Origin of the sequence: Modestobacter sp. VKM Ac-2984, from assembly GCF_026967985.1 — a bacterium.
In the GTDB taxonomy this organism is placed as follows: domain Bacteria; phylum Actinomycetota; class Actinomycetes; order Mycobacteriales; family Geodermatophilaceae; genus Modestobacter.
In genome coordinates, this window is record NZ_JAPVBJ010000001.1 from 404,267 (window position 1) to 427,482 (window position 23,216).

General features: G+C 74.8%; 16 protein-coding genes and 1 tRNA gene. 10 read left to right on the plus strand and 7 right to left on the minus strand.

What is annotated here, in order from left to right:
* Positions 1 to 4 precede the first annotated feature (4 nt).
* Complete coding sequence (locus tag O2W16_RS01950) at positions 5 to 3,766, minus strand: ABC transporter ATP-binding protein (RefSeq protein WP_269157115.1); 3,762 nt, start codon at positions 3,764 to 3,766, stop codon at positions 5 to 7.
* Positions 3,767 to 3,869: 103 nt separating this feature from the next.
* Between O2W16_RS01950 and O2W16_RS01955 the strand changes: the two genes are divergently transcribed.
* On the plus strand, positions 3,870 to 5,828 hold the full coding sequence (locus O2W16_RS01955; RefSeq protein ID WP_269157116.1) for an FUSC family protein: 1,959 nt from the start codon (positions 3,870 to 3,872) through the stop codon (positions 5,826 to 5,828).
* A 13-nt stretch (positions 5,829 to 5,841) separates the two neighbouring features.
* Here O2W16_RS01955 and O2W16_RS01960 read toward each other — a convergent pair whose 3' ends face one another.
* The 4 genes from O2W16_RS01960 to O2W16_RS01975 all read right to left on the minus strand — a co-directional run bounded on the left by O2W16_RS01960 (position 5,842) and on the right by O2W16_RS01975 (position 9,702).
* Positions 5,842 to 8,511, minus strand: coding sequence for a putative bifunctional diguanylate cyclase/phosphodiesterase (locus O2W16_RS01960; protein ID WP_269157117.1), 2,670 nt, complete (start codon positions 8,509 to 8,511; stop codon positions 5,842 to 5,844).
* Positions 8,512 to 8,682: 171 nt separating this feature from the next.
* Positions 8,683 to 8,754 (minus strand) — tRNA-Val (locus O2W16_RS01965).
* Between the two features lie 40 nt (positions 8,755 to 8,794).
* Positions 8,795 to 9,262 carry a peroxiredoxin gene (locus O2W16_RS01970; protein ID WP_269157118.1) on the minus strand — a complete coding sequence of 156 codons (468 nt, stop codon included), beginning with the start codon at positions 9,260 to 9,262 and terminating at the stop codon, positions 8,795 to 8,797.
* A gap of 14 nt (positions 9,263 to 9,276) precedes the next feature.
* Positions 9,277 to 9,702 (minus strand): DUF3052 domain-containing protein, encoded by a 426-nt coding sequence (locus O2W16_RS01975; protein WP_164699990.1) that lies wholly within the window; start codon positions 9,700 to 9,702, stop codon positions 9,277 to 9,279.
* Between the two features lie 395 nt (positions 9,703 to 10,097).
* Here O2W16_RS01975 and aceE point away from each other — a divergent pair, with 395 nt between their 5' ends.
* From aceE to O2W16_RS01990, 3 genes are all read left to right on the plus strand, one after another.
* The gene (aceE, locus tag O2W16_RS01980; RefSeq protein WP_269157119.1) at positions 10,098 to 12,911 is read left to right on the plus strand and encodes a pyruvate dehydrogenase (acetyl-transferring), homodimeric type; all 2,814 of its coding nucleotides are present in this window, start codon (positions 10,098 to 10,100) and stop codon (positions 12,909 to 12,911) included.
* A 108-nt stretch (positions 12,912 to 13,019) separates the two neighbouring features.
* Positions 13,020 to 13,790 (plus strand): helix-turn-helix domain-containing protein, encoded by a 771-nt coding sequence (locus O2W16_RS01985; protein ID WP_269157120.1) that lies wholly within the window; start codon positions 13,020 to 13,022, stop codon positions 13,788 to 13,790.
* A complete protein-coding gene (locus O2W16_RS01990) occupies positions 13,778 to 14,605 on the plus strand; it encodes a hypothetical protein (protein WP_269157121.1) in 828 nt (275 codons plus the stop codon). The genes O2W16_RS01985 and O2W16_RS01990 overlap by 13 nt, the downstream gene beginning before the upstream one ends.
* 4 nt (positions 14,606 to 14,609) lie before the next feature.
* On the opposite strand, the gene O2W16_RS01995 is transcribed toward O2W16_RS01990, so the two are convergent.
* Both O2W16_RS01995 and O2W16_RS02000 read right to left on the minus strand, forming a co-directional pair.
* Positions 14,610 to 15,869, minus strand: a complete 1,260-nt coding sequence (locus O2W16_RS01995; protein ID WP_269157122.1) for a M20 metallopeptidase family protein — start codon at positions 15,867 to 15,869, stop codon at positions 14,610 to 14,612.
* Positions 15,870 to 15,874: 5 nt separating this feature from the next.
* The gene (locus O2W16_RS02000; RefSeq protein WP_269157123.1) at positions 15,875 to 16,405 is read right to left on the minus strand and encodes a pirin family protein; all 531 of its coding nucleotides are present in this window, start codon (positions 16,403 to 16,405) and stop codon (positions 15,875 to 15,877) included.
* Between the two features lie 117 nt (positions 16,406 to 16,522).
* Here O2W16_RS02000 and O2W16_RS02005 point away from each other — a divergent pair, with 117 nt between their 5' ends.
* The 6 genes from O2W16_RS02005 (at position 16,523) to O2W16_RS02030 (ending at position 23,160) form a co-directional block, all read left to right on the plus strand.
* On the plus strand, positions 16,523 to 17,689 hold the full coding sequence (locus tag O2W16_RS02005; protein ID WP_269157124.1) for a PucR family transcriptional regulator: 1,167 nt from the start codon (positions 16,523 to 16,525) through the stop codon (positions 17,687 to 17,689).
* A 149-nt stretch (positions 17,690 to 17,838) separates the two neighbouring features.
* Positions 17,839 to 19,041, plus strand: coding sequence for an acyltransferase domain-containing protein (locus tag O2W16_RS02010; protein ID WP_269157125.1), 1,203 nt, complete (start codon positions 17,839 to 17,841; stop codon positions 19,039 to 19,041).
* Entirely contained in the window at positions 19,038 to 20,006 is a 969-nt protein-coding gene (locus O2W16_RS02015; protein ID WP_269157126.1) for a beta-ketoacyl-ACP synthase III, read from the plus strand. The genes O2W16_RS02010 and O2W16_RS02015 overlap by 4 nt, the downstream gene beginning before the upstream one ends.
* Before the next feature lie 100 nt (positions 20,007 to 20,106).
* On the plus strand, positions 20,107 to 20,352 hold the full coding sequence (locus O2W16_RS02020; protein ID WP_036341438.1) for an acyl carrier protein: 246 nt from the start codon (positions 20,107 to 20,109) through the stop codon (positions 20,350 to 20,352).
* Positions 20,353 to 20,417: 65 nt separating this feature from the next.
* Entirely contained in the window at positions 20,418 to 21,659 is a 1,242-nt protein-coding gene (locus tag O2W16_RS02025) for a beta-ketoacyl-[acyl-carrier-protein] synthase family protein (protein WP_269157127.1), read from the plus strand.
* An 85-nt stretch (positions 21,660 to 21,744) separates the two neighbouring features.
* Positions 21,745 to 23,160 (plus strand): acyl-CoA carboxylase subunit beta, encoded by a 1,416-nt coding sequence (locus O2W16_RS02030; protein WP_269157128.1) that lies wholly within the window; start codon positions 21,745 to 21,747, stop codon positions 23,158 to 23,160.
* Positions 23,161 to 23,216: the final 56 nt, after the last annotated feature.

The window sequence follows — 23,216 nt, forward strand, 5'->3', positions numbered from 1 at the left end:
GGGCTCAGTCCATCAGCGGGTCGGCGTCCTCGTCGGCGGTGTAGGCCGCCCACAGCGCCGCGTAGGCACCGCCCGCGGCCAGCAGCTCGGCGTGCGGCCCGACCTCGACGACCCGGCCGCCGTCCAGCACCGCCACCCGGTCGGCCCGGGCCGCGGTGGTGAGCCGGTGCGCGACGACCAGCGTCGTCCGCCGCCGGGCGACGACGTCGGCCGCCCGGGTGACCGCCGCCTCGGTGGCCAGGTCCAGCGAGGCGGTCGCCTCGTCCAGCAGCAGGACGTCGGGGTCCACCAACTGCGCGCGGGCCAGCGCCAGCAGCTGCCGTTGCCCGGCCGACAGCGACCGCCCGCGCTCCCCCACCCGCGTCCGGTAGCCCTGCGGCAGCCCGGCGACCATCGCGTGCGCCCCCACCGCGCGGGCAGCGGCCTCCACGTCGGCGTCCGAGGCGTCGGGGCGGCCGTAGGCGATCGCGTCGCGCACCGTGCCGGCGAACAGGAACGCCTCCTGCGGGACGACGCCCAGCCGCGCCCGGTACTGCAGCAGGTCCAGCGAGCGCAGGTCGGCGCCGTCGACGCAGACCGCCCCGGACGTCGGGTCGTAGAAGCGGGCGACCAGCTTCACCACCGTCGACTTGCCCGCCCCGGTCTCGCCCACCAGCGCCAGGGTCTCCCCCGGTGCCACGGTCAGCGAGACGTCGCGCAGCGCCGGGGCCGGGGCGCCGCGGTAGCTGAACGTGACGTCGGCCAGCCGCACCTCCCCGCGCAGTCGGCCCACCGGCGCCGGGTCGGCCGCGGGCGGGGTGGAGGTCGGCGTCCGCAGCAGGCCGCGCAGCCGCCGCAGCCCCACCGACGCCTGCTGGTAGCTGTCGAACACCTGGGAGAGCTGCTGCACCGGGGAGAAGAACGTGTTCACGTACAGCACGAAGGCCAGCAGCACACCGACGGTGATGTCGCCGGCCGCCAGCCGCGCGGCCCCCACCGCCAGCACCGCGGCGGCGGCCACCTCGGCGAGGAACTCCACGAACGGGAAGTAGGTGGCGATGTACCGCTGCGCCCGCAGCCGGACGTCGCGGTAGGCCTGCGCGTACCCGTGGAAGACGGCGGTCGAGTGGTCGGCCCGGTCGAAGGCCTGGGTCACCCGGATGCCGGCGACGTCCTCCTGCAGCCGGGCGTTGACCGCGCTGACCCGCTCCCGGGCCTCGGTGTACGCCGGCACCGACCGGGACCGGAACCACACGGTGGTGGCAGCGAGCACCGGCAGCGACGCGACGAGCACCAGAGCCAGCACGACGTCGTAGAGGAAGACGATGACCAGCACCCCGGCCAGGGTGAGCACGCTGATCACCGCCGTGGTCAGCCCGGTCTGCAGGAACGCCGACAGCGCGTCGACGTCGGTCGTCATCCGGGTCATGATGCGGCCGCCGAGCTCGCGCTCGTAGTAGTCCAGCCCCAGCCGCTGGAGCTGGGCGAAGGTCTTCACCCGCAGCGTGTAGAGCAGCCGCTCGCCGGTGCGCCCGGTGAGCCACGCGGCGCCCCGGGCGACCAGCAGGCCGGCGCCGACCACGGCCAGCGCGATGCCGGCGACCCCCAGCAGCAGGGACGTCGACCCCTCGGTGATGCCGCGGTCGACGCCGGTGCGCACCAGCGCCGGGATCGCCAGCTGGGCCGCGGTGTCCAGCGCGACCAGCACCAGGGCGCCCGCCAGCGGCCACCGGAACGGCCGGATCAGCCGCCACAGCGAGAACTCGCGGTCCCCGGCGCGGGCGCGGTCGGTCGGCACGTCCGGGTCGTCGACCGTCGGGGGCAGCTGGTCGACCAGCTGCCGCAGCGCCGGGGTGGGCGCCGCGGCCGCCATCGCCGAGCCCCGCCCGCCGATGGAGGGGGCCGCGGGCTGCGCCGGTCCGTCGTCCTCGGCGAGCGGCTCGGGCTCCGGCCAGGCAGCGGGGGTGACCGTGCCGGCCGGGGGCGCGTCGTCGGGCACCGGCTCCCCGCCGGTGCCCGACAGCAGCAGCCGGTACAGCGGTGAGCGCCCCTCCAGCTCCGCCGCGGTGCCGACGTCGACCACCCGGCCGGCGTCCAGCACGGCCACCCGGTCGGCCAGCGCGAGGGTGGAGCGGCGGTGCGCGACCAGCAACGTCGTCCGGCCCCGGACGGCGCTGCGCAGCGCCGCGTGGATCCTCGCCTCGACCGCGGCGTCGACCGCGGAGGTCGCGTCGTCGAGCACCAGCACCCGCGGGTCGGTGAGCAGTGCGCGGGCCAGGGCGACCCGCTGCCGCTGCCCACCGGAGAGGGTCAGCCCCTGCTCGCCGACGACGGTGTCGTAGCCGTCGGGCAGCTCGCTGATGAAGCCGTCCGCCTGGGCGGCGCGGGCGGCGGCCCGGACCTCGGCGTCGCCGGCGTCCGGGCGGCCGAAGGCGATGTTGGCGCGCACCGAGTCGGAGAACAGGAAGCTGTCCTCGAAGACGACGCCCAACGCGCCGCGCAGCTCACCGAGGTCGAGGTCCCGGACGTCGCGGCCGCCGACCCGCACGGCACCGGCGGAGACGTCGTAGAAGCGCGGCAGCAGGCTCACCACGCTGGACTTGCCCGATCCCGACGTGCCGACCAGCGCGAGGGTCTCCCCCGGCTCGACCCGCAGCGACACCTCCGACAGCACCGGCCGGTCCGGCCCGTACCCGAAGGTCACCTCGTCCAGCTCCAGCGGCAGCGGGCCCGCGGGCAGCGGGTCGGCGCCGGACACCACCGTCGGGCGGGCGTCGACGATCTCCAGCACCCGCTCCACCCCGGCGCGGGCCTGCTGCGCGATGGTGAGGAGAGCGGCGAGCTGGCGCACCGGCGAGACGAGCACGGCCAGGTAGGTGGCGAAGGCCAGGAAGGTGCCCAGCGTGATCGACCCGCGCAGCGCCAGCCACCCGCCCAGCGCGAGCACGCCGACCTGGCCCAGCGCGGGGACCGCCTGCAGCAGCGGGTTGTAGTGGGCGGTGAACCGGACCACCCGCATTCGGGCGCCGAAGAGCCGGCGGGCGCCGCCGTCCAGCCGGTCGAGCTCGCGGTCCTCCTGCCCGAACCCCTTGACCACCCGCACCCCGGTGACGGCGGCCTCGACGTCCCCGGCCACCGCCCCGGCCTGCTGCTGGGCGGCCCAGTTCGCCGGGAAGAGGTCCCGCCGGGAGCGCAGCGCCAGCCACCACAGCGCCGGCCCGACGGCGACCGCGACCAGGGTGAGCAGCGGGGAGAGCCAGGCCATCACGCCGAGGGAGACGACGAACAGCAGCGCGTTGCCGGTCAGGTTGGGCAGGAAGGCAAGCAGCCCCTGCACGAGGGTGATGTCGCTGATCGAGCGGCTCACCGCCTGGCCGGTCTGGAGCCGGTCCTGCCCCGGCCCGTCCAGCCGGGACAGGGCCGCAGCGACGTCGTTGCGCAGGTCCTGCTGGACGTCCAGCGACAGCCGGCCGGCCAGGTAGCGGCGGACGAAGCCGGCCGCGAAGCGGAGCACCCCGGCCAGCACGAGCGCGACGATGAACGGGGTGACGTCGACGGGGGCCCCCGACTCGGCGCCGGCCACCACCCGGTCGACCACCTCGCGGGTCAGCAGCGGCACCCCGGCGGCGATCACCGAGCCGATCAGCGCCGCCCCGAACGCGCCGATCAGGTCACGCCGGTGCCGCAGGCAGTAGCCGACCAGCCGGCGGAACCAGCCACCTGCGGGCACCGGTGCGGTGGGATCGGCGGGCCGGGCGGCGGCGGTCTGCTGGACGGTGGCCGTCACCGCCGGGCCAGGCCGGTGCGGCGGTGGTCTCCCGGGCACGGCACGTCCTCCAGTGTGCGTCGTCCTGGACCGGTGCGCCGCGTCCGGGTGGGAGGCTGCCCCCGTGGCGGAGCGGGGGTTGCGGGCACCGGCCTGGCTCGAGGAGCTGGTGCACACCAGTCCCGCGAGCGTGCCGTGGCGCGACGTCACCCGCTTCGCCCTGGTCATCCCCGGCCCGCTGGCCCTCGCCCTCGCGATCGGCGGCGTGCAGGGACCGGCGGTGGGGGCCGGTGTCTTCGCCACCATGGGGGCGCTGGCCGCGACGCTGGCGCCGCAGTCGGGCCCGCTCCGGGTCCGGTTGCGCCGCGTCGCCGCGGCGTCGCTGCTGGGCGGCGTCGGCCTGCTCGTCGGGCACGGCCTGAGCGGCGGCGGCTGGCAGCCGGTGCTGCTGATGGTCGTCGTCTCGGCGATCGCCGCCCTGCTGAGCTCGATCAGCGGGGCCTTCTCCCTGGGCGCCCTGCAGCTGCTCATCTACACCGCGATCTCCTCCGGGCTGGAGACCCCGCTGTCGGCCGGCGTGGAGCTCGGGTTCTTCCTGGCCGGGGCAGCGTGGGGCGCCCTCGCCGTCCTGGTGCAGGCGCGCACCGAGCCGCTGGACCCCGACCGGTCCGCGGTGGGGGCGGTGTTCACCCGGGTCGCCGAGCTGCTCGAGGCCATCGGCACCGACCGCACCGAGGCGGCCCGCCGGGAGCTCACCCTCGCGCTGAACGCCGGCTACGACCGGGTGCTGTACGCGCGCAGCCGCTCGGCCGGCCGCAGCCGGGAGCTCGCCGAGCTGGCCGGGGTGCTCAACGCCGCGGCCCCGCTGGTGGAGGGCGCGGTGGCCAGTGCCCGCAGCGGGGTGCCGGCCGACTCCCGCGACATCGGGGCCGCGCACGCCCTGGCCACCGCCGTCACCAGCCGCCGGCCGGTGCTGGGCGAACGGCCGCCGCCGGTCGAGGACGCACCCGCGCCGCGCCGGGCGGTCCGGCACGGCCTCCGGCTGGTGTGGCACGTCGTCGGCGACCCGGAGCAGCGGGCCTCGGCGGCGGTCGTGCGCGCCGAGCGCGAGTGGCGGGTCCGGCTGCACGACCTGTTCGACCGGACCCTGGGCAACGCCGACTCCCGCGCCTTCGTCGTCCGGCTCACCCTGTGCATGACGGTCGCCGAGATCGCCCGCCAGCTGCTGCCCATCGAACGGCCCTACTGGGTGCTGCTGACGGTGGCCATCGTGCTCAAGCCCGACTACGGCTCGGTGTTCACCCGGGCGGTGCAGCGCGGCGCCGGCACCCTGCTCGGCGTCCTGATCGGGTCGCTGCTGCTGACCTTCCTGGAGCGGGACGCCTGGGTGCTGCTCCCCCTGGCACTGTCCGCCGGTGCGCTGCCGTGGGCCCGCAGCGGCAACTTCGGGTTGTTCTCGGTCTTCCAGACTCCGCTGATCATCCTGCTGCTGGACCTGGCCACGCCCAGCGGCGCCGGGCTGGTCGGCGCCCGGCTGGTCGACACGCTGATCGGCTGCGGGATCGTGCTGGTGTTCGGCTACCTGCTGTGGCCGCAGACCTGGCGGGCCCCGCTGGACGACGCCCTGCGCGGCGCGACCCTGGCGCTGGACCGGTTCGTCGACGCCGCGTTCACCGAGGGCCCCGAGGCCACGCGGCGGGCCCGCCGGGGCAGCTACCGGGCGCTGACCGAGCTGCAGACCCAGCTGCAGCGCCGGCTGGCCGAGCCGCCGCCGATCAGCAGCCGGGCGGCGGCCTGGTGGCCGGTCATCGTGCAGCTGGAGCGGACGTCGGACGCCGTCACCGAGGCGGTCATCGCGCTGCGCGCCGGCGAACCGGCGCCCGATGCAGCGCAGGTCGGCGTGCTCCGCAAGGCGATCCGGGAGCTGGAGCAGGACCTGCGCGAGCACCGCGCCCCCGACGACGCCGAGATCCACGCCGACGGCGTGCTGGCCCCGGTCGCCCGGGAGGTGGACGCCGCCCGGCGGCTGATCCGGGAGACCACCCCGGGCCGGCGGTCCGGCGTCCGCGGCACCGAGGACTGAGCGGCCCGCTCCCTCAGGACGGCGCGTGGACACCCTGCTGCAGGAGCGCACCGGCCTCGGCGGCGGGCAGCGCCCGGTGGAACAGCCACCCCTGCGCCTGGTCGCACGCGTCGGCCCGGAGCCGCGCCAGCTGCTCGGGCTCCTCGACGCCCTCGGCGACCACGGTCAGCCCGAAGGTGTGCGCCGCCCGGATCATCAGCGCCACCAGGTCGCCGTGGCCGGGGTCGTCGGAGCCGATGAAGCTGCGGTCGATCTTGAGCGTGTCGACCGGCATGTGCCCCAGCTGACCGATGGAGGTGTAGCCGGTGCCGAAGTCGTCGATGGCGACGGCCGCCCCCAGCGCCCGCAGGGTGACCAGGTGGTCCATCGCCGACGGGTCGGCCACCAGGACGGTCTCGGTCACCTCGAGCACGAGGAGGTGCGCGGGCAGCCCCGAGGCGGCCAGCGCGTCACCGACGTCCTGCACGACCCGACGGTCGGTGAGGTGCCGGCCGGAGATGTTCACCGCGACGGTCGGCTCCGGCTCGTCCTGGGCCACCCCGGCGGCGCTGCGCCACTCGGCGAGCTGCCGGGTGGCCTCGTGCAGCACCCAGCGGTCCAGCTCGCAGATCAGCTGGGACTCCTCGGCCGCCGGGATGAAGACGTCCGGCGGGACCAGCCCGTGCCCGGGTCGCTGCCAGCGCACCAGGGCCTCGTACCCGATCACCCGGTCCGAGACCACGTCGACCACGGGTTGGTAGTACAGCTGCATCTCGCCCTCGGCCAGACCCACCCTGATCGCAGCCTCCAGCGCAGCCCGCTCGGCGAGCTGCGCACGCAGCACCTCGTCGAAGACCTCCGCCCGACCCCGACCGTGCCGCTTGGCCCGGTAGGCCGCGGTGTCCGCCTCCACGAACAGGACGTCGGCGTCGGTGTCGGCGTCCCGGCTGACAGCCACGCCGACGCTGGCGCCGACCCGCACCGTGTGGTGGGCCAGCCGGATCGGCTCGCTGGTCGCCGTGATCAGCCGCTCGGCGAGCTCGACCAGCGCGCGCTCGTCCTCCACCGCCTCGACCAGCACGACGAACTCGTCGCCGCCGAGCCGGCACACCACGTCCCCCGCCCGGACCATCCCGGACAGCCGGACGGCGACCTCCCGCAGCACGTCGTCCCCGGCAGCGTGACCGTGGGTGTCGTTGACCGACTTGAAGCCGTCCAGGTCGACGAACAGCAGGCCGGTCATGGTGCCCGCGCGCCGGCCGCGGGACAGCGCCGCCGCGGTCAGCCGCAGGGCCTGCGCCCGGTTGGGCAGCTCGGTCAGCGGGTCGTGCGCGGCCTGGTGGGCGAGCGCGGACTGGAGCTCGTCGCGTTGGCGCACGGACTGCACGATCTGCCGGATGGAGGCGTGTACGACCTCTCCGAGCGGACCGGGCAGCGGCTCCTCCAGCACGGCGTCGGAGAGGTCGCCCCGGGCCACCGCGTCGGCCTGCTCCTCGATCCGGCGGAAGCTGGCCACCGCGGCGCCGAGAGCGGTGGACACCGTCCGCACCTCCCAGGGGCCGCCGACCTCGACGTCGACCAGGGCACCCTGGCTCACCTGCTCGGCCTGTCCGGCCAGCAACCGCAGCGCCCGGGAGACCGTGCGGCCGAGCAGGAAGGCCCCCGCGCCGGACAGCAGCAGCAGCCCCGCCCCCACGGTCAGGGCCACGACCCGGCTCTCGGCGGCCGCCTGCTGGTCCGCTGCGGCGAGGGACTGCGCGTCGTCGACGGCGACGTCCAGGATGCCGGCGAGCAGGGTGCTGCGGGCGACGTGGGCCCGGGCCAGGGCCACCACCTGGTCGATCGGCATGGCCGCGGTGACCGAGCCGTCGGCGTAGCCGCGCAGGACGTCGTCGACGGCGGTGAAGGTCGCGGACTCACGGCCCTCGGCCCAGGTCACCCGCAGTGCGCTCCGTGACAGCTCCTCCATGTGCCGGTACGAGCCGGTGTAGTCCACCCAGGCGTTCTCCCAGGACAGCCCCGCGTACCCCTCGGGGGCGCCACCGGAGAGCTGTTCGCTCAAGAACAGCGGCATGACCTCACCGGCGCGCTGGGTCAGCGCCGCGACCAGCTCGACGTCCCGGGTTGCCTGCGCCGTGACCAGCGGCGCCTCCTCGGCGGTCGCTGCTGCAGCGGCCGCACGCTCGGCGTGCATCAGCCCCTTGACCACGTCGAAGTAGATGGCGTAGACGTCGAGCGGGCCCAGGGCCGCGGTGTCGAGCTGCGTGCGGACGTCGGCCAGGTGGCCGGCTGCCCGGGCCGCCGCAGCCGCACCGACCGAACCTGCCGGCAGGAGCGCGAGGGCGCGGTCGGTCGTCTCCTGCGCCCGGTCGAAGGCGCCCCTGGCCTGCGCCCGCTCGGCGATCACCGCGTCATCGGCGAGCTGCGCGGAGGCAGCGATGGTGGGGTCGTCCAGCAGCGCCAGGGACAGCGCCGGGACCACCTCCTCCTCGACGCTGCTGCGGACCGCGTCCAGCAGCGCCACGGCGTGAACCGCTGTTGCGGCGCGGGCGGCGCTGGCCGCCTCGTCCGTGCGGAGACGGACGAACCACCAGGTCAGGGCACCGACACCGAGCAGCGGGATGAGCACCAGGGCGGTGAGGTGGGCCCACAGCGGGGTGCCCCGCCCAAGCCCCCACCGGAGCGGCCTGCCGTTGCGTCGCATGTCCTCGCATCGGCCCTGGAGGCGGCGCCGACGAGGGGCCCTACCTCGTCGGGGTGATCCGAATCACCAGCGACCGCAGCCCGGCAGGCGCCCCGCACGGGCCGCAAGCGCTCCCACCGGCGCCCGGCCGCGTGGCGTCGGACGACCGGTTCGGAGGAGTGGGACGACAGGTGGGCGCGGAGGGGCTCGAACCCCCGACCACTCGCTTGTAAGGCGAGCGCTCTACCACTGAGCTACGCGCCCTCGGGCCCCGTCCCCCGGTGCGGCGGTCGGGGCCCTCCCGCTACGCCGTGGCGGGCAGCCCGGCGACGGCGTCCTTCCAGCCCGACTGCGCACGCGCGTCACCGGGCTGGTTGACCTCGGCGAAGACGAGCGTCCCCTCGGCGTCGACCAGGAACGTACCGCGCAGCGGCATCCCGGCCCGCTCGTTGAAGACCCCGTAGGCCTGGGCGGTCTCGCCGTGCGGCCAGAAGTCCGACAGCAGCGGGAAGCCGAAGCCCTGCTCGGCCCGGAACGCCTTGAGGCTGAAGGTCGGATCGGTGGAGATGGCCACCACCTGGACCCCGGCGTCGGTGTACGTGGCCAGCTCGTCGCGCAGCTGGCACAGCTCGCCGGTGCAGATCCCGGAGAAGGCGAACGGGTAGAACACGACGAGGACCGGCGCACCCCGCAACCCCGAGAGGGAGACGACCTGCTTGTCCTGGTCGGGGAGGCTGAACTCGGGGGCGGCGTCGCCGACGGTGAGGGTCATCACCCGATCGTGCCTCAGCGGCGCGAGCGGGCCGCCTTCGGGGTGACCAGCCGGATGCCCGACCAGTCCTTGGCCGCGGAGATGCTGGAGGTCTGTGCGAGCCCGGCGGTGGGGGCGGCCTCGGTGACGTCACCGGGCTCGACGTGGCCGGGGCGCCCGGACTTCGGCACGAGCAGCCAGACGACGCCGTCCTCGGCGAGGGAGGCGATCGAGTCGACGAGCGCGTCGATCAGGTCGCCGTCCTCGTCGCGCCACCACAGCAGGACGACGTCGGCCACCTCGTCGGAGTCCTCGTCGACCATCTCGCCGCCCGACAGCTCGACGACCGAGTCGCGCAGGTCCTCGTCGGCGTCCTCGTCCCAGCCGAGCTCCTGCACGACCATGCCCGGCTTTATCCCCAGCCGGGCAGCCATGCTGGTGCTGCCCGAGTCGACGCTCATCCCCGCTGTTCCTCCGTGTGCTCGCTGCCCGTCTGTTCCGGGCGGTGTCGTGTGCTGCTGTGCGGTCTGTCGCGCCCCGTCGCGTGGTGCGCCGGTGCGTTCGTCCTGGGGGGATGGTGCCCTGTCCTGGCCCGGCCTGCCTGGTCGGGACCTCTCGCGGACTCGACCCGACCCCCTCTGCCCGGGTGGAGGGCGGCCCCTGGCGCACCCGTCCCCCGCGTCTCGCGGGGTGCGGGGCTGCGCTGTCCGGGCCACCGTTGCAGCGGAGCGTAGGGCATCGACGGGCAGGCGCAAGGTCCCGACCGGGCGGGGCGGCCGCGCCGGCCGTCCCGTCTGGCAGGACACGAGACGGGGCGGACGTGACGTGCGCCGCCCCGACAGGAGACGATGTGGCCATGAGCGCAACGCAGCAGTCGGACGGAGACCCCGCCCGCACCATCGGCAGCCCCCGTGCGGTCATCACCGACGGGCGGGCCAGCCAACTCCCCGACACCGACCCGGACGAGACCCAGGAGTGGCTCGAGTCCCTGGACGCGGTGGTCGACCACGCCGGTCGCGGCCGAGCCCGCTACCTGATGCTCCGGATGCTCGAGCGCAGCCGCGAACAGCAGGTCGGCGTACCCGCGTTGCGCAGCACCGACTACATCAACACGATCGCGCCGGAGCAGGAGCCGTGGTTCCCCGGCGACGAGGACGTCGAGCGCCGGATCCGGGCGTACATCCGGTGGAACGCCGCGATCATGGTCCACCGCGCGCAGCGCCCGGGCATCGCCGTCGGCGGTCACATCTCCTCCTACGCGTCCTCGGCATCGCTGTACGAGGTCGGCTTCAACCACTTCTTCCGCGGCAAGGACCACCCCGGCGGCGGCGACCAGATCTACTTCCAGGGGCACGCCTCCCCCGGCATCTACGCCCGGGCCTACCTCGAGGGCCGGCTCGACGAGCACCAGCTCGACGGCTTCCGGCAGGAGGTCAGCCACCCCGGCGGCGGGCTGTCGTCCTACCCGCACCCGCGGTTGATGCCCGACTTCTGGGAGTTCCCCACCGTCTCGATGGGCCTCGGCCCGATGAACGCGATCTACCAGGCGCGGTTCAACCGCTACCTGCACGACCGCGGCATCGCCGACACCGCCGACCAGCACGTGTGGGCGTTCCTCGGCGACGGCGAGATGGACGAGCCCGAGTCGCTGGGGCCGATCGGCCTGGCCGCCCGTGAGGAGCTGGACAACCTCACCTTCGTCGTCAACTGCAACCTGCAGCGGCTCGACGGTCCGGTCCGTGGCAACGGCAAGGTCATCCAGGAGCTGGAGTCCTTCTTCCGCGGCGCCGGGTGGAACGTCATCAAGGTGATCTGGGGCCGCGGCTGGGACAAGCTGCTGGCCGCCGACCGCGACGGCGCGCTGGTCAACCTGATGAACCAGACGCCGGACGGCGACTACCAGACCTACAAGGCCGAGGACGGCGCCTACGTCCGCGAGCACTTCTTCGGCCGCGACCCGCGCACCCGCAAGCTGGTCGAGGGCATGAGCGACAAGGAGGTCTGGGAGCTCCAGCGCGGTGGCCACGACTACCGCAAGGTCTACGCCGCCTACAAGGCCGCGATGGACCACAAGGGCCAGCCCACCGTCATCCTCGCCAAGACCATCAAGGGCTGGACGCTCGGCAACCACTTCGAGGGCCGCAACTCCACGCACCAGATGAAGAAGCTGACCGCGGAGGACCTGGCGAACTTCCGGGACCGGCTGTACCTGCCGATCCCCGACGAGGAGCTGGACAAGACCCTGCCGCCCTACTACAAGCCGGCGGCCGACTCCGACGAGATGCAGTACATGATGGAGCGGAAGCGTCAGCTGGGCGGGTCCATCCCCCGGCGCAGCTACGCGGCCAAGCCGCTCAAGGCTCCTGACGACAAGGCCTTCGAGGTCGTGCAGCGGGGCTCGGGCAAGCAGGAGGTCGCCACCACCATGGCGTTCGTCCGGCTGCTCAAGGAGCTCATCAAGGACCCGGAGCTCGGCCCCCGCTTCGTCCCGGTGATCCCCGACGAGGCCCGCACCTTCGGGCTGGACTCGCTCTTCCCGACGAAGAAGATCTACAACCCGCACGGCCAGAACTACACCTCGGTCGACCGCGAGCTGATGCTGGCCTACAAGGAGTCCACGACCGGGCAGATCCTGCACGAGGGGATCAACGAGGCCGGCTCCACGGCGTCGTTCATCGCCGCCGGGACGTCGTACGCGACGCACGACGAGCCGATGATCCCGATCTACATCTTCTACTCGATGTTCGGCTTTCAGCGGACCGGCGACTCGTTCTGGGCGGCCGGTGACCAGATGACCCGCGGGTTCCTGCTGGGCGCCACCGCTGGGCGCACCACGCTGAACGGCGAGGGCCTGCAGCACGAGGACGGGCACTCGCTGCTGCTCGCGGAGACCAACCCGGCGGTCGTCTCCTACGACCCGGCGTTCTCCTACGAGCTCGGGCACATCTTCAAGGACGCCCTCCGGCGGATGTACGGCGAGGACCCGGGCGCCCCGCTGGGCGGGCACCGCAGCCCCGACGTCATGTACTACCTGACGGTCTACAACGAGCCCTACGTCCAGCCGGCCGAGCCGGAGGACCTGGACGTCACCGGGCTGCTGGCCGGGATGTACCGCTACGCCGAGGGCCCGCAGCTCGACAAGGGCGCCAAGGCACAGGTTCTCGCCTCCGGGGTGGCCGTGCCGTGGGCGCTGCGGGCGCAGGAGCTGCTCGCCCAGGACTGGAACGTGTCGGCCGACGTCTGGTCGGTGACCTCGTGGAACGAGCTGCGCCGCGAGGCGGTCCAGGCCGAGGAGTGGAACCTGCTGAACCCGGCGGAGGAGCCCAAGGTCCCCTACGTCACCCAGCAGCTGACCGACGTCCCCGGCCCGGTCATCGCGGTCTCGGACTGGATGAAGGCGGTGCCGGACCTACTGGCCCCGTTCGTCCCGGGCGGCATGACGTCGCTGGGCACCGACGGGTTCGGCCTGTCCGACACCCGCCCGGCGCTGCGCCGGCACTTCCGGGTCGACGCCGAGTCGATCGTCGTGCGCACGCTGGCCTCGCTGGCCCAGCGCGGTGAGATCGAGCGCGACGTCGTCCGGCAGGCGGTCGAGAAGTACCAGATCGGTGAGGTGCAGGCCGCTCCGGCCGACACGAGCACCTCCCCGGAGCAGCAGCCGGAGGCGTAGTCGCCGACGAGTTCGCGATCTGACCGAACGGCCCGCCTCCCCGATCCCGGGGAGGCGGGCCGTTCGTCGTGTTGACCTTGACGCTGCGGCAAGGTCCATGCTGACGGCGTGGTGAGCATCGGTGCGCTGGCCAGGCTGGCGGGGACGACGACCCGGACGATCCGGCACTCTCACGCCGTGGGGCTGCTCCCCGAGCCCAGCCGGCTGGCCAACGGCTACCGCGACTACGACGCACACGACGCGGCACGGCTGCTCCGCGTGCGCCGGCTGGTCGAGCTCGGCCTGTCGCTGCCGGAGGTCACCGCCGCACTGGGCACCGACCCGACCGAGGGGACCGGGGTGCGCGATGCGCTGCTCGCCCTCGATGCCGACCTGGCTCGGCAGGCCGAGACCATCGGCGCCCGACGCCGGCAACTCGCCGGCCTCCTCGCCCGGGCGGACCTCACCACCTCCGAGCAGGTCGCCGACCTGCTGCGCGACCTGACCACGGCCGCGCCGGGGACCGGCCCCGACCAGCTCAGCCGGGAACGCGACCTGCTCGAGCTGCTGGAGACCGCCGGTGGGGCCGAGGAGTTCACCGGCATCGCCGACCGCTACCGCGCCGTCCTCGCCGACCCCGCCGCCGTCGACCGGATCGGTGCCTGGGCAGCGCGGTTCGAGGCGCTGGCCGGGGTGGCGGCAGCCGATCCCGTGGTCGCCGAGGTGGCGATGGAGCTCCGGACGCTGGGCCCCGAGCTCTTCCCGGGCCCCACCGGCTCACCGGCCGAGGACGGGGGGCACGGGGAGACCGCCTGGGCGGCCTTCCTCGCCGCACTCAGCCCGGCCCAGCGCCGGTGCATCGAGCTGGCGGGTCCCGGGTGGGCGACGTGCGCGTCCTGAGGTGGGCCGGGCCGGCGGTGCTGCTCGTCGAGGTGGTGCTGGTCGCCGGCGGCGTGCTCTCGCTGGGCAGTGCCGCCCTGTTGTTCGTCCTGGTCGAGGGCCTGCTCGCGCTGACCGTGGCCGGGCAGCTGGTCGCCGCCCGGCGGCGGTACCGGCAGGCCAGGACGGCGGGGGCCGAGGCCGAGGCCGCCCTGGGCGAAGCCCTCCGGACGGTGCTGCCCGGCCCGGTCGCGGCCGCGGTGCACCACGAGCTGCGGCTCTGGGCGTCGCTGGTGCTGCTGGCGCGCCGCCGCCGGCACGGGGTCCCGCCGGGCGCGGTCGCGATCCCCTACCACCGCGACCTGCGCCCGATGGCCGTCACCTTCCTGGCGCTCACGGTGGTCGAGGTGGCCGTCGTGGAGCTGGCGGTGCCCTGGACCACCGTGCGGTGGGTGCTGCTGGTCGCCGGGGTCTGGACGCTGCTGTTCGTCGCCGGGATGGCCGCCGCCAACGTCGTCCGCCCGCACGTGGTGACCTGGGAGGTGCTGCGGCTGCGCGCGGCCACGTTCGCCGACGTCCGGGTGCCGCTGGACCGGGTGGCCTCGGTCGCCGTCCGCCGGCGGCCGGCACCGGACCGGACGATCTCGGTGGCCGACGACGAACTGGTGCTCGGCGTCTCCGGCTCGACCGGCGTGGAGGTCCGGCTGACCGGCCCCACCACGATCGGTCTCGGGCGTCGCTCGGCCACGGTGACGGCCGTGCGGTTCGCCGCCGACGACCCGGCCGCCGCGGTCCGGGCACTCCGGGCCGCGGCGGACCTCAGGGACCCGAGGTGACCGGTCAGCCCGCGAGGGCCTGGGCCGCCATGACGGCGTACATCGCCACCCCGGCCGGCAGGGCGTCCTCGTCGAAGACGACCAGGTCGGAGTGGTTGCCCGGGGCCGTCGCCGGGTCGAGTTCCGGCGGGCAGGCGCCCAGGAACGCCATCGCGCCGGGCACCTGCTCCAGCACGTAGGAGAAGTCCTCCGCGCCCATCAGCGGCGCCGCCATCACTGCGCTGGCCTGCTCCCCCAGCAGCTGCGCGGCCGCCTCGGTCACCTGGGCGGCGACCCCGGCGTCGTTGACGGTCACCGGGTAGCCCTCGACCCGGACGAACTCCGCCCGCAGGTCGTGGGCGGCGGCGACGTGCTCGGCGACCCGCTGCACCGAGGCGAGGACGTCGGCCCGCCGCTCCGGCGAGAGGGTGCGGATCGTGCCGTCCATGACCGCGGACGGCGGGATGATGTTGTCCTTCGTGCCCGCCTCCAGGTGCCCGATCGTGACCACCGCCGGGTCGAAGACGTCGACCCGGCGGGTGACCATCGCCTGCAGCGCCAGCACGATCTCCGCCGCGACCGGCACCGGGTCGGCGGCCAGGTGCGGGGTCGAGGCGTGCCCGCCGCGGCCGTGCACGATGATCCGGAACTGGTCGGCCGAGGCCATCATGGCGCCGGCCCGGACGTTGATCGTGCCGGTCGGGAAGACCGTGGAGATGTGCAGCGCGAACGCGCCGCTCACCGGGGCGTCCGGGACGACGTCGAGCAGCCCCTCCTCCAGCATGAAGCGGGCACCGTGGTGGCCCTCCTCCCCCGGCTGGAACATGAACACCACCTGCCCGGCCAGGGTGTCCCGGCGCGCGGCCAGCAGCCGGGCTGCGCCGGCCAGCATGGCGACGTGGGTGTCGTGCCCGCAGGCGTGCATCGCCCCGGGCACCTCGGAGGCGAACGGCAGCCCGGTGGTCTCGGTCAGCGGCAGGGCGTCCATGTCCCCGCGCAGCAGGTAGGTGGGGCCGGGGCGGGCGCCGCGCAGCACCCCGACCACCGAGCTGGTGCTGGTGCCGGTGGTCAGCTCGATCGGCAGGTCGCCGAGGGCGGCCAGCACCATCGCCTGGGTGGCCGGCAGCTGCAGCCCGACCTCGGGCTGGCGGTGCAGCCGGCGGCGCAGGTCCACGGTGCGGTCGGCGTCGGCCCGGGCGGCGGCGAGCAGCGGAAGGACCCCCTCGCCCCCCACCACTCGCGAGCTCGCGGCGGGCCCCTGCGAGGGAGCCGAGTTCATGTCCATGCTCGTCACTCTGCCCAGGCCGGCCGGGCGGCGTCCAGCTGCCAGACCAGCACGGCCGCCGGGCCCTCGACCGGGCCGTCCCCCGGCGCGACGGTCACCTCACCGTCCCGGACGAGCACTCGCAGCCCGGGCGGCACGTCGGCACCGGCGTCGCCCACCCAGAGCCGGGCGTCGGTCCGGCCGAGGTCGACCCACCCGGTCGGCCGCGGCAGGACGTCGTGCGCCGGCGGCGCCCCGGGGTCGGCGGCCCGCAGGTAGGTCTGGACGACGTGCGCTCCCCCGGTGCCGGCCACCTCGTCGTGCTCCAGCCCCCGGCCGGCGCGCAGCACGGCGACGTCCCCGACGCCCAGCACGGCCTTGCGCCCCCAGGCGTGCCGCAGGGAACCGGCGAGCACGACCGCCACCACGTCGACGTCGGCGTGGGCGTGCCGTCCGTAGCCGGCGGCTGCGCCGAGCCGGTCGTCGGCCAGCCGCAGCAGGGGGCCCAGCGACCCGTCCTGCGGGGCCAGCAGCACCCGGGAGTCCAGCCCGCTCATCGGGCGGTCTCGCGGCGGACGGCGGGGGCGGGTTGACCCGGAGGAGCGGTGTGCACCACTCCACGATCCCGCACGCGGGGCGCACCGTGACAGGCTGGTGGGATGGGAGCAGGTCCGGTGCGCACGCAGCCCTCGGAGGCGACGTTGCGCCGGCTCGAGCGCTCCTCCGGCGCCCTGGCCACCCAGGCGGTGGCCCGGATGGACGAGGAGCTGTCCTGGTTCCGGGCGATGCCCGCCAGCCAGCGGTCCTGGGTGACGCTGGTGGCCCAGGCCGGCATCGCCTCCCTGGTCGAGTGGTGCCGCAACCCCGGCCGGCCGCCGCGGCTGACCGGTGAGGTGTTCGGCGCTGCGCCCCGCGAGCTGATGCAGGCCGTGCCGCTCAAGCGGTCGGTGGACCTGATCAAGGTCACCGTCGAGGTCGTCGAGGACCGGGTCGATCAGGTCGCCGAGCCCGGGGACGCCGACCGGCTGCGGCTGACCGTGCTGCAGTTCAGCCGGGAGATCGCCTTCGCCGCGGCCCACGTCTACGCCAGCTTCGCGGAGAACCGCGGCGCCTGGGACGCCCGGTTGGAGGCGCTGGTCGTCGACGCCCTGGTCCGCGGTGACCGCTCCGACGAGCTCCCCGGCCGGGCCGCGGCCCTGGGCTGGACGGAGACCGAGCCGGTCGTCGTCCTGGTCGGCTCGGCTCCGCCGGGTGAGGACGACGCCCGCGCCGCCGTCCGCCGGGCGGCCCGGTCGCTGGGCTGCGAGGTGCTCGTCGGGGTGCACGCCGACGAGCTGGTCGTCGTCCTCGGTGGCGCCTCCGACCTCGCCCAGGTGACCTCCCGGGTCTGCCGGGAGTTCGGCCCCGGCCCGGTGGTGCTCGGCCCGCGGGTCGGCTCGCTCGCCCATGCCGGGGAGTCGGCCACCGTGGCCCTCGCCGGGCTCCGTGCCGCACCGGCCTGGCCCGCCGCGCCCCGGCCGGTCGAGGCGGAGGACCTGCTGCCCGAGCGGGCCCTCGACGGCGACCCGCTGGCCCGCTCCGCACTGGCCGAGCAGGTGGCGGCGCCGCTGCAGGCGGCCGGCCCCGAGGTGCTCGAGACGGTGCGCACCGTGCTGGGCAACGGGGGCAACCTGGAGGCCACCGCCCGGGCGCTGTTCGTGCACACCAACACCGTGCGGTACCGGCTCAAGCGAGCCGCCGAGCTCACCGGGTGCTCGGCCACCGACCCTCGCGGCGCCTGGACGCTGCAGCTGGCGCTGGCCCTCGCGCAGCTCGAAGGTGGCCGCTCCCTCTGGCACTGAGGTGCCACCGGTTGTGGTCTCTGCGCCCGACACGCGGCCCCGATGTCGGGTTGCTGGCCCTCCATTTGGAGGGATCCTCCAAGAGGAGGTCGTAGATCTTCGTGGGCGATGCCGCCCCGCGCGGACGTCCGGGCTGGCACGGTGAACACGTGTTGGCCGTTCTCGCCCCCGGACAGGGTGCACAGAAGCCCGGGATGCTCACCGACTGGCTCGAGCTCCCCGGGGCCGAGTCGTTCTTCCGTTGGGCCGGTGCCATCGCCGACGCCGACCTCCTGGAGCTCGGCACCACCGGTGACGCCGAGGCCATCAAGGACACCGCGGTCACCCAGCCGCTGGTCGTCGCGATGAGCCTCTTCATCGCTCGTGAGCTCGGCGGGATGCCCGGGCCGGTGGTGCACTCCCCGCACGCCGGGCGGGACGTCGTCATCACCGGGCACAGCGTCGGCGAGCTGACCGCCGCCGCCCTGGCCGGCGTGCTGTCCGTCGAGGCGGCGATCGCGCTGACCGCCGTCCGCGGCCGGGCCATGGCCAGGTCCTGCGCGCAGACCCCGACCGGGATGTCCGCCGTCCTGGGTGGTGACCCCGACGAGGTGCTCGCCGCGATCGAGCAGCACGGCCTGGTCCCGGCCAACCGCAACGGCGGCGGGCAGGTCGTCGCCGCCGGCACCCTCGACGGGCTGGCCGCCCTCAAGGCCGACCCGCCGGCCAAGGCGCGGATCATGCCGCTGTCGGTGGCGGGGGCGTTCCACACCCACCACATGGCCTCCGCCCGCGCCGAGCTGGAGGGCCTGATCGGCGGGCTGCGACCGGCCGCCCCCAGCCGGCTGCTGCTCTCCAACGCCGACGGCGCCGCGGTCGACGACGGCGCCGAGGTGCTGTCCCGGCTGGTCAGCCAGGTCACCAGCCCGGTGCGCTTCGACGCCTGCCTGGCCACCCTGCGCGACCTCGGTGTCACCGCCGTGCTGGAGCTCCCGCCCGCCGGCGCGCTGGCCGGCCTGGCCAAGCGCGAGTGGAAGGGCAGCGACATCGAGGTGCTGGCACTGACCAGCCCGGCCGACCTCGACCGCGCCCGCGAGCTGATCGCCGCCGAGCGCGGCCGCGCGGAGGCCGAGCACTCCCCCGACTGGCGCGTCGTCGTCTCCCCGGTCCGGGGCACCGTCCGCCCGGCCGAGGTCCCCGAGGGCACCCACCTCCCCGCCGGCAGCCCGCTGGGCGCCGTGCACAGCCGGCGCGAGGTGGTCAACGTCTCCACCGGCTACGACGGCGTCCTCGCCGAGTGGCTCGTGCAGGACGGCGACCTCGTCGACGCCGGTGACCCGATCGCCCGTCTCTACCCGGAGGTTTCCGAGTGACCACGATCAAGCTGCGGGAGGGGGCTGCCGGCGCGACGATCCTGGGCCTGGGCTCCTACCGCCCCCGCCGCCGGGTGACCAACGACGAGCTCGCCCAGGTGATGGACACCAACGACGAGTGGATCCAGTCCCGGGTCGGCATCGCCGAGCGCCGCTGGGCGTCGGAGGACGAGACGTTGGTCGACATGTCCATCGCCGCCGGCGGCAAGGCGCTGGCGGCGAGCGGGCTGGCCCCCGACCAGATCGACCTGGTGATCGTGGCCAGCGCGAGCCTGACCGCCCCGATCCCGGGCATCGGCCCGCAGGTCGCACACCGGCTGGGCATCCCGCGCCCCGGCGCCTTCGACCTCAACGCCGGCTGCGCCGGGTTCTGCTACGCGCTCAGCGTGGCCAACGACGCCATCCGCACCGGTGAGGCCACCAACGTGCTGGTGGTCGGGGTCGAGCGGCTCTCCGACGTCACAGACCAGACCGACCGCAGCACCGCGGTGATCTTCGCCGACGGCGCCGGCGCAGCCGTCCTGGGCCCGACCGACGAGCCGGGCATCGGCCCGGTCGCCTGGGGCAGCGACGGCGACCAGTACACCGCCATCGAGATCGCCGCCGGCCGCTCGACCATGACGATGGCCGGCCAGACCGTCTACCGCTGGGCCACCACGAAGCTGACCCAGACGCTCCTCGAGGCGATGGAGAAGGCCGGCGTCACCGCCGCCGACATCGACGTCTTCGCCCCGCACCAGGCCAACCTGCGGATCATCGAGTCGATGGCCAAGAAGCTCGGCTTCAGCGAGAACACCGTGATCGCCCGGGACATCGTCCAGTCGGGCAACACCTCGGCGGCCTCCGTCCCGCTGGCGCTCACCGCGCTGATGGAGTCCGGTGAGGCCAAGTCCGGTGACCTGGCCCTGGTGCTCGGCTACGGAGCCGGGCTCACCTTCGCCGGTCAGGTGCTGCGCCTCCCCTGAGGCGCTGCACCGACCGGCCACAGACCCCCGGGACACCCGTCCCGGACGAGGCGGAGACCCTCCCGGGCCCCCGCCACCCACGCCAGAGAGAGGACCCCGCGTGCCCAGCACCGCAGACATCCAGGCCGGTCTCGCCGAGATCCTGGAGGAGGTGGCCGGGGTCGCCCCCGCCGACGCCACCCCCGAGAAGTCCTTCACCGACGACCTCGACGTCGACTCGCTGTCGATGGTCGAGATCGCCACCGCCGTCGAGGACAAGTTCGGCGTGGCGATCCCGGACGACGAGCTCGCCAACATCAAGACCGTCGGCGACGCGATGTCCTTCATCGAGAAGAACCAGGGCTGACCCAGCTCTCCCCGCACTCCCCCCGGCCGTCCGGCCAGGCCCAGCCAGTCCCAGGAGGAACGTCCATGAGCACGCCCACCGCTGACGTCGTCGTCACCGGGCTCGGCGCCACCACACCTCTCGGTGGCGACGTGGCCTCCACCTGGGAGGCGCTGCTGGCCGGCCGGTCCGGGGTGAGCCGCATCACCGACGACTGGGCCAAGGACTTCCCGGCCCAGCTCGTCGCCCGGCTGACCATCGAGCCGGCCGAGGTGCTCGACCGGGTGCGCATCCGGCGGCTGGACCGCAGCCAGCAGGTCGCCGTGATCGCCGCCGAGGAGGCCTGGCGCGACGCCGCCGGCGCCGACTCCGGGGTCGACCCCCTGCGGGTCGCCGTCGTGTTCGGCACCGGCATCGGCGGTGCCGTCACCCTGCTCGACCAGGACGACATCCTCGAGGCCAAGGGCCCCAAGCGGGTCTCCCCCTTCACCATCCCGATGCTCATGCCCAACGGCCCGGCCGCAGCCGTCGGCCTCGCCGTCGGTGCCCGGGCCGGGGTGCACGCCCCGGTGAGCGCCTGTGCGTCCGGGGCCGAGGCCATCCGCTGGGGCCTGGACCTGCTGCGGCTGGACCGGGCCGACATGGTCGTCGTCGGTGGGACCGAGGCCTGCGTGCACCCGCTGCCGATGGCCGGCTTCTCCGCGATGCGGGCGATGAGCACCCGCAACGACGAGCCCGAGCGCGCCTCCCGCCCGTTCGACAAGGGCCGTGACGGGTTCGTGCTCGGTGAGGGCGCCGCCGCCCTGGTGCTGGAGCGGGCCGACGCCGCGAAGGCGCGTGGAGCCAAGATCCACGCCCGGCTGGCCGGCGCCGGTGGCACCGCCGACGGCTACGACCTGGTCGCCCCGCACCCCGAGGGGGAAGGGGCCGGGCGGGCGATCACCGCCGCCATCCGGGACGCCGGGCTGACCGCGGCCGACATCGGCCACGTCAACGCCCACGCCACCTCCACCCCCATCGGCGACACCGCGGAGGCTGCGGCGATCCGCGACGCGATCGGCGACCACCCGCTCGTCACCGCCACCAAGAGCCAGACCGGCCACCTGCTCGGTGCGGCGGGTGCGCTGGAGTCGGTCTTCACCATCCTCGCGCTGCGCGAGCAGCTGGTGCCGGCCACCGCCAACCTGGACGACCCCGACGACGACGCCGCCGTCCAGGCCCTCGACATCGTCCGCCGCGACGCGCGGAAGGCGACCTTCTCCGCCGCACTGAACGACTCGTTCGGCTTCGGCGGGCACAACATGGCCCTGGTGTTCACAACGGTGTGATGAGGGGCCCCGTCCACCCCCGGGCTCGCGGCGGGGCCCTGCTGCGCGGCCACAACCTCCGGACCTGCGCTTCGAGGAGTTGCTCATGACCACCATCTCCGCCGCCCCGCCGACCACCCCGACCATCGACCCGCGGGACCCCGAGGACCGGCTCACCCGGTTCTTCGACCCCAGCTCGATGCAGTTGCTGGCCGCCCGGGACACCTCCGGGGTGCTCGCCGCCCGGGGCACCGTGGCCGGCTCCCCCGCCGTCGCCTACTGCACCGACGCCACGATCATGGGCGGTGCCATGGGCCTCGACGGCTGTCGGCACATCGTGGACGCGATCGACACCGCGCTGCGGGAGCGGGTGCCGGTCGTCGGCATCTGGCACTCCGGCGGGGCCCGGCTGGCCGAGGGCGTCACCGCCCTGCACGCGGTCGGCGAGGTGTTCGCCGCGATGGTCCGCGCCTCCGGGCGGGTGCCGCAGGTGTCCGTCGTCCTGGGTGCGGCCGCCGGTGGGGCGGCCTACGGCCCGGCGCTGACCGACCTGGTGATCATGGGACCGGCCGGGCGGGTCTTCGTGACCGGTCCGGACGTCGTCCGCTCGGTCACCGGTGAGGTGGTCGACCAGGAGCAGCTCGGCGGCCCGGACACCCACGGCCGGCGCTCGGGTGTGGTGCACGTGGTCACCGAGACCGAGGCCGAGGCCCTGGAGACCGCCCGCCAGGCCGTCGACCTCCTCGCCGCCCAGGGTGCCTTCGCCCCGGCCGCCGAGGAGCCCGCCGTCGACCTGATGGCGCTGCTCCCCGAGCAGCGCAACCGGGCCTACGACGTCAAGCCGCTGGTCGCCTCGCTGCTGGACGGGCCCGGGCTGGAGCTGCACCCGCGCTTCGCGCCCAACGTGGTCACCACGCTGGGTCGACTGGCCGGCCGGACGGTGGGCGTCATCGCGAACAACCCGCTGCGGCTGGGCGGCTGCCTGGACTCCGCGTCGGCGGAGAAGGCAGCCCGCTTCGTGCGGATGTGCGATGCGTTCGGGGTGCCGCTGGTCGTGCTGGTCGACGTCCCCGGCTACCTGCCCGGCGTCGGCCAGGAGTGGGACGGCGTGGTCCGCCGCGGCGCCAAGCTGCTGCACGCCTTCGCCGAGGCCGTCGTGCCGCGGGTGACGCTGGTGACGCGGAAGTCCTACGGCGGCGCCTACATCGCGATGAACGCCCGCTCGCTGGGTGCCACCGCCGTGTTCGCGTGGCCGGGAGCCGAGGTCGCCGTGATGGGCGCGAAGGCCGCCGTCGGCATCCTGCACCGCAAGAAGCTCGCCGCCGCCCCGCCCGGGGAGCGGGAAGCACTGCACGCCGAGCTGGCCGCCGAGCACGAGCGGATCGCCGGCGGGGTCAACCGGGCGCGGGAGATCGGCGTCGTCGACGAGGTGGTGGAGCCGTCGCAGACCAAGCGCCGGCTCGTTGCCGCCCTGGCGGAGGCCCCGCCAGGACGGGGAGCCCACGGCAACATCCCGCTCTGAGGCCCAACACGTACAGCGGCCCGGCACCCGCCGCGGAGGGTGCCGGGCCGCGGTAC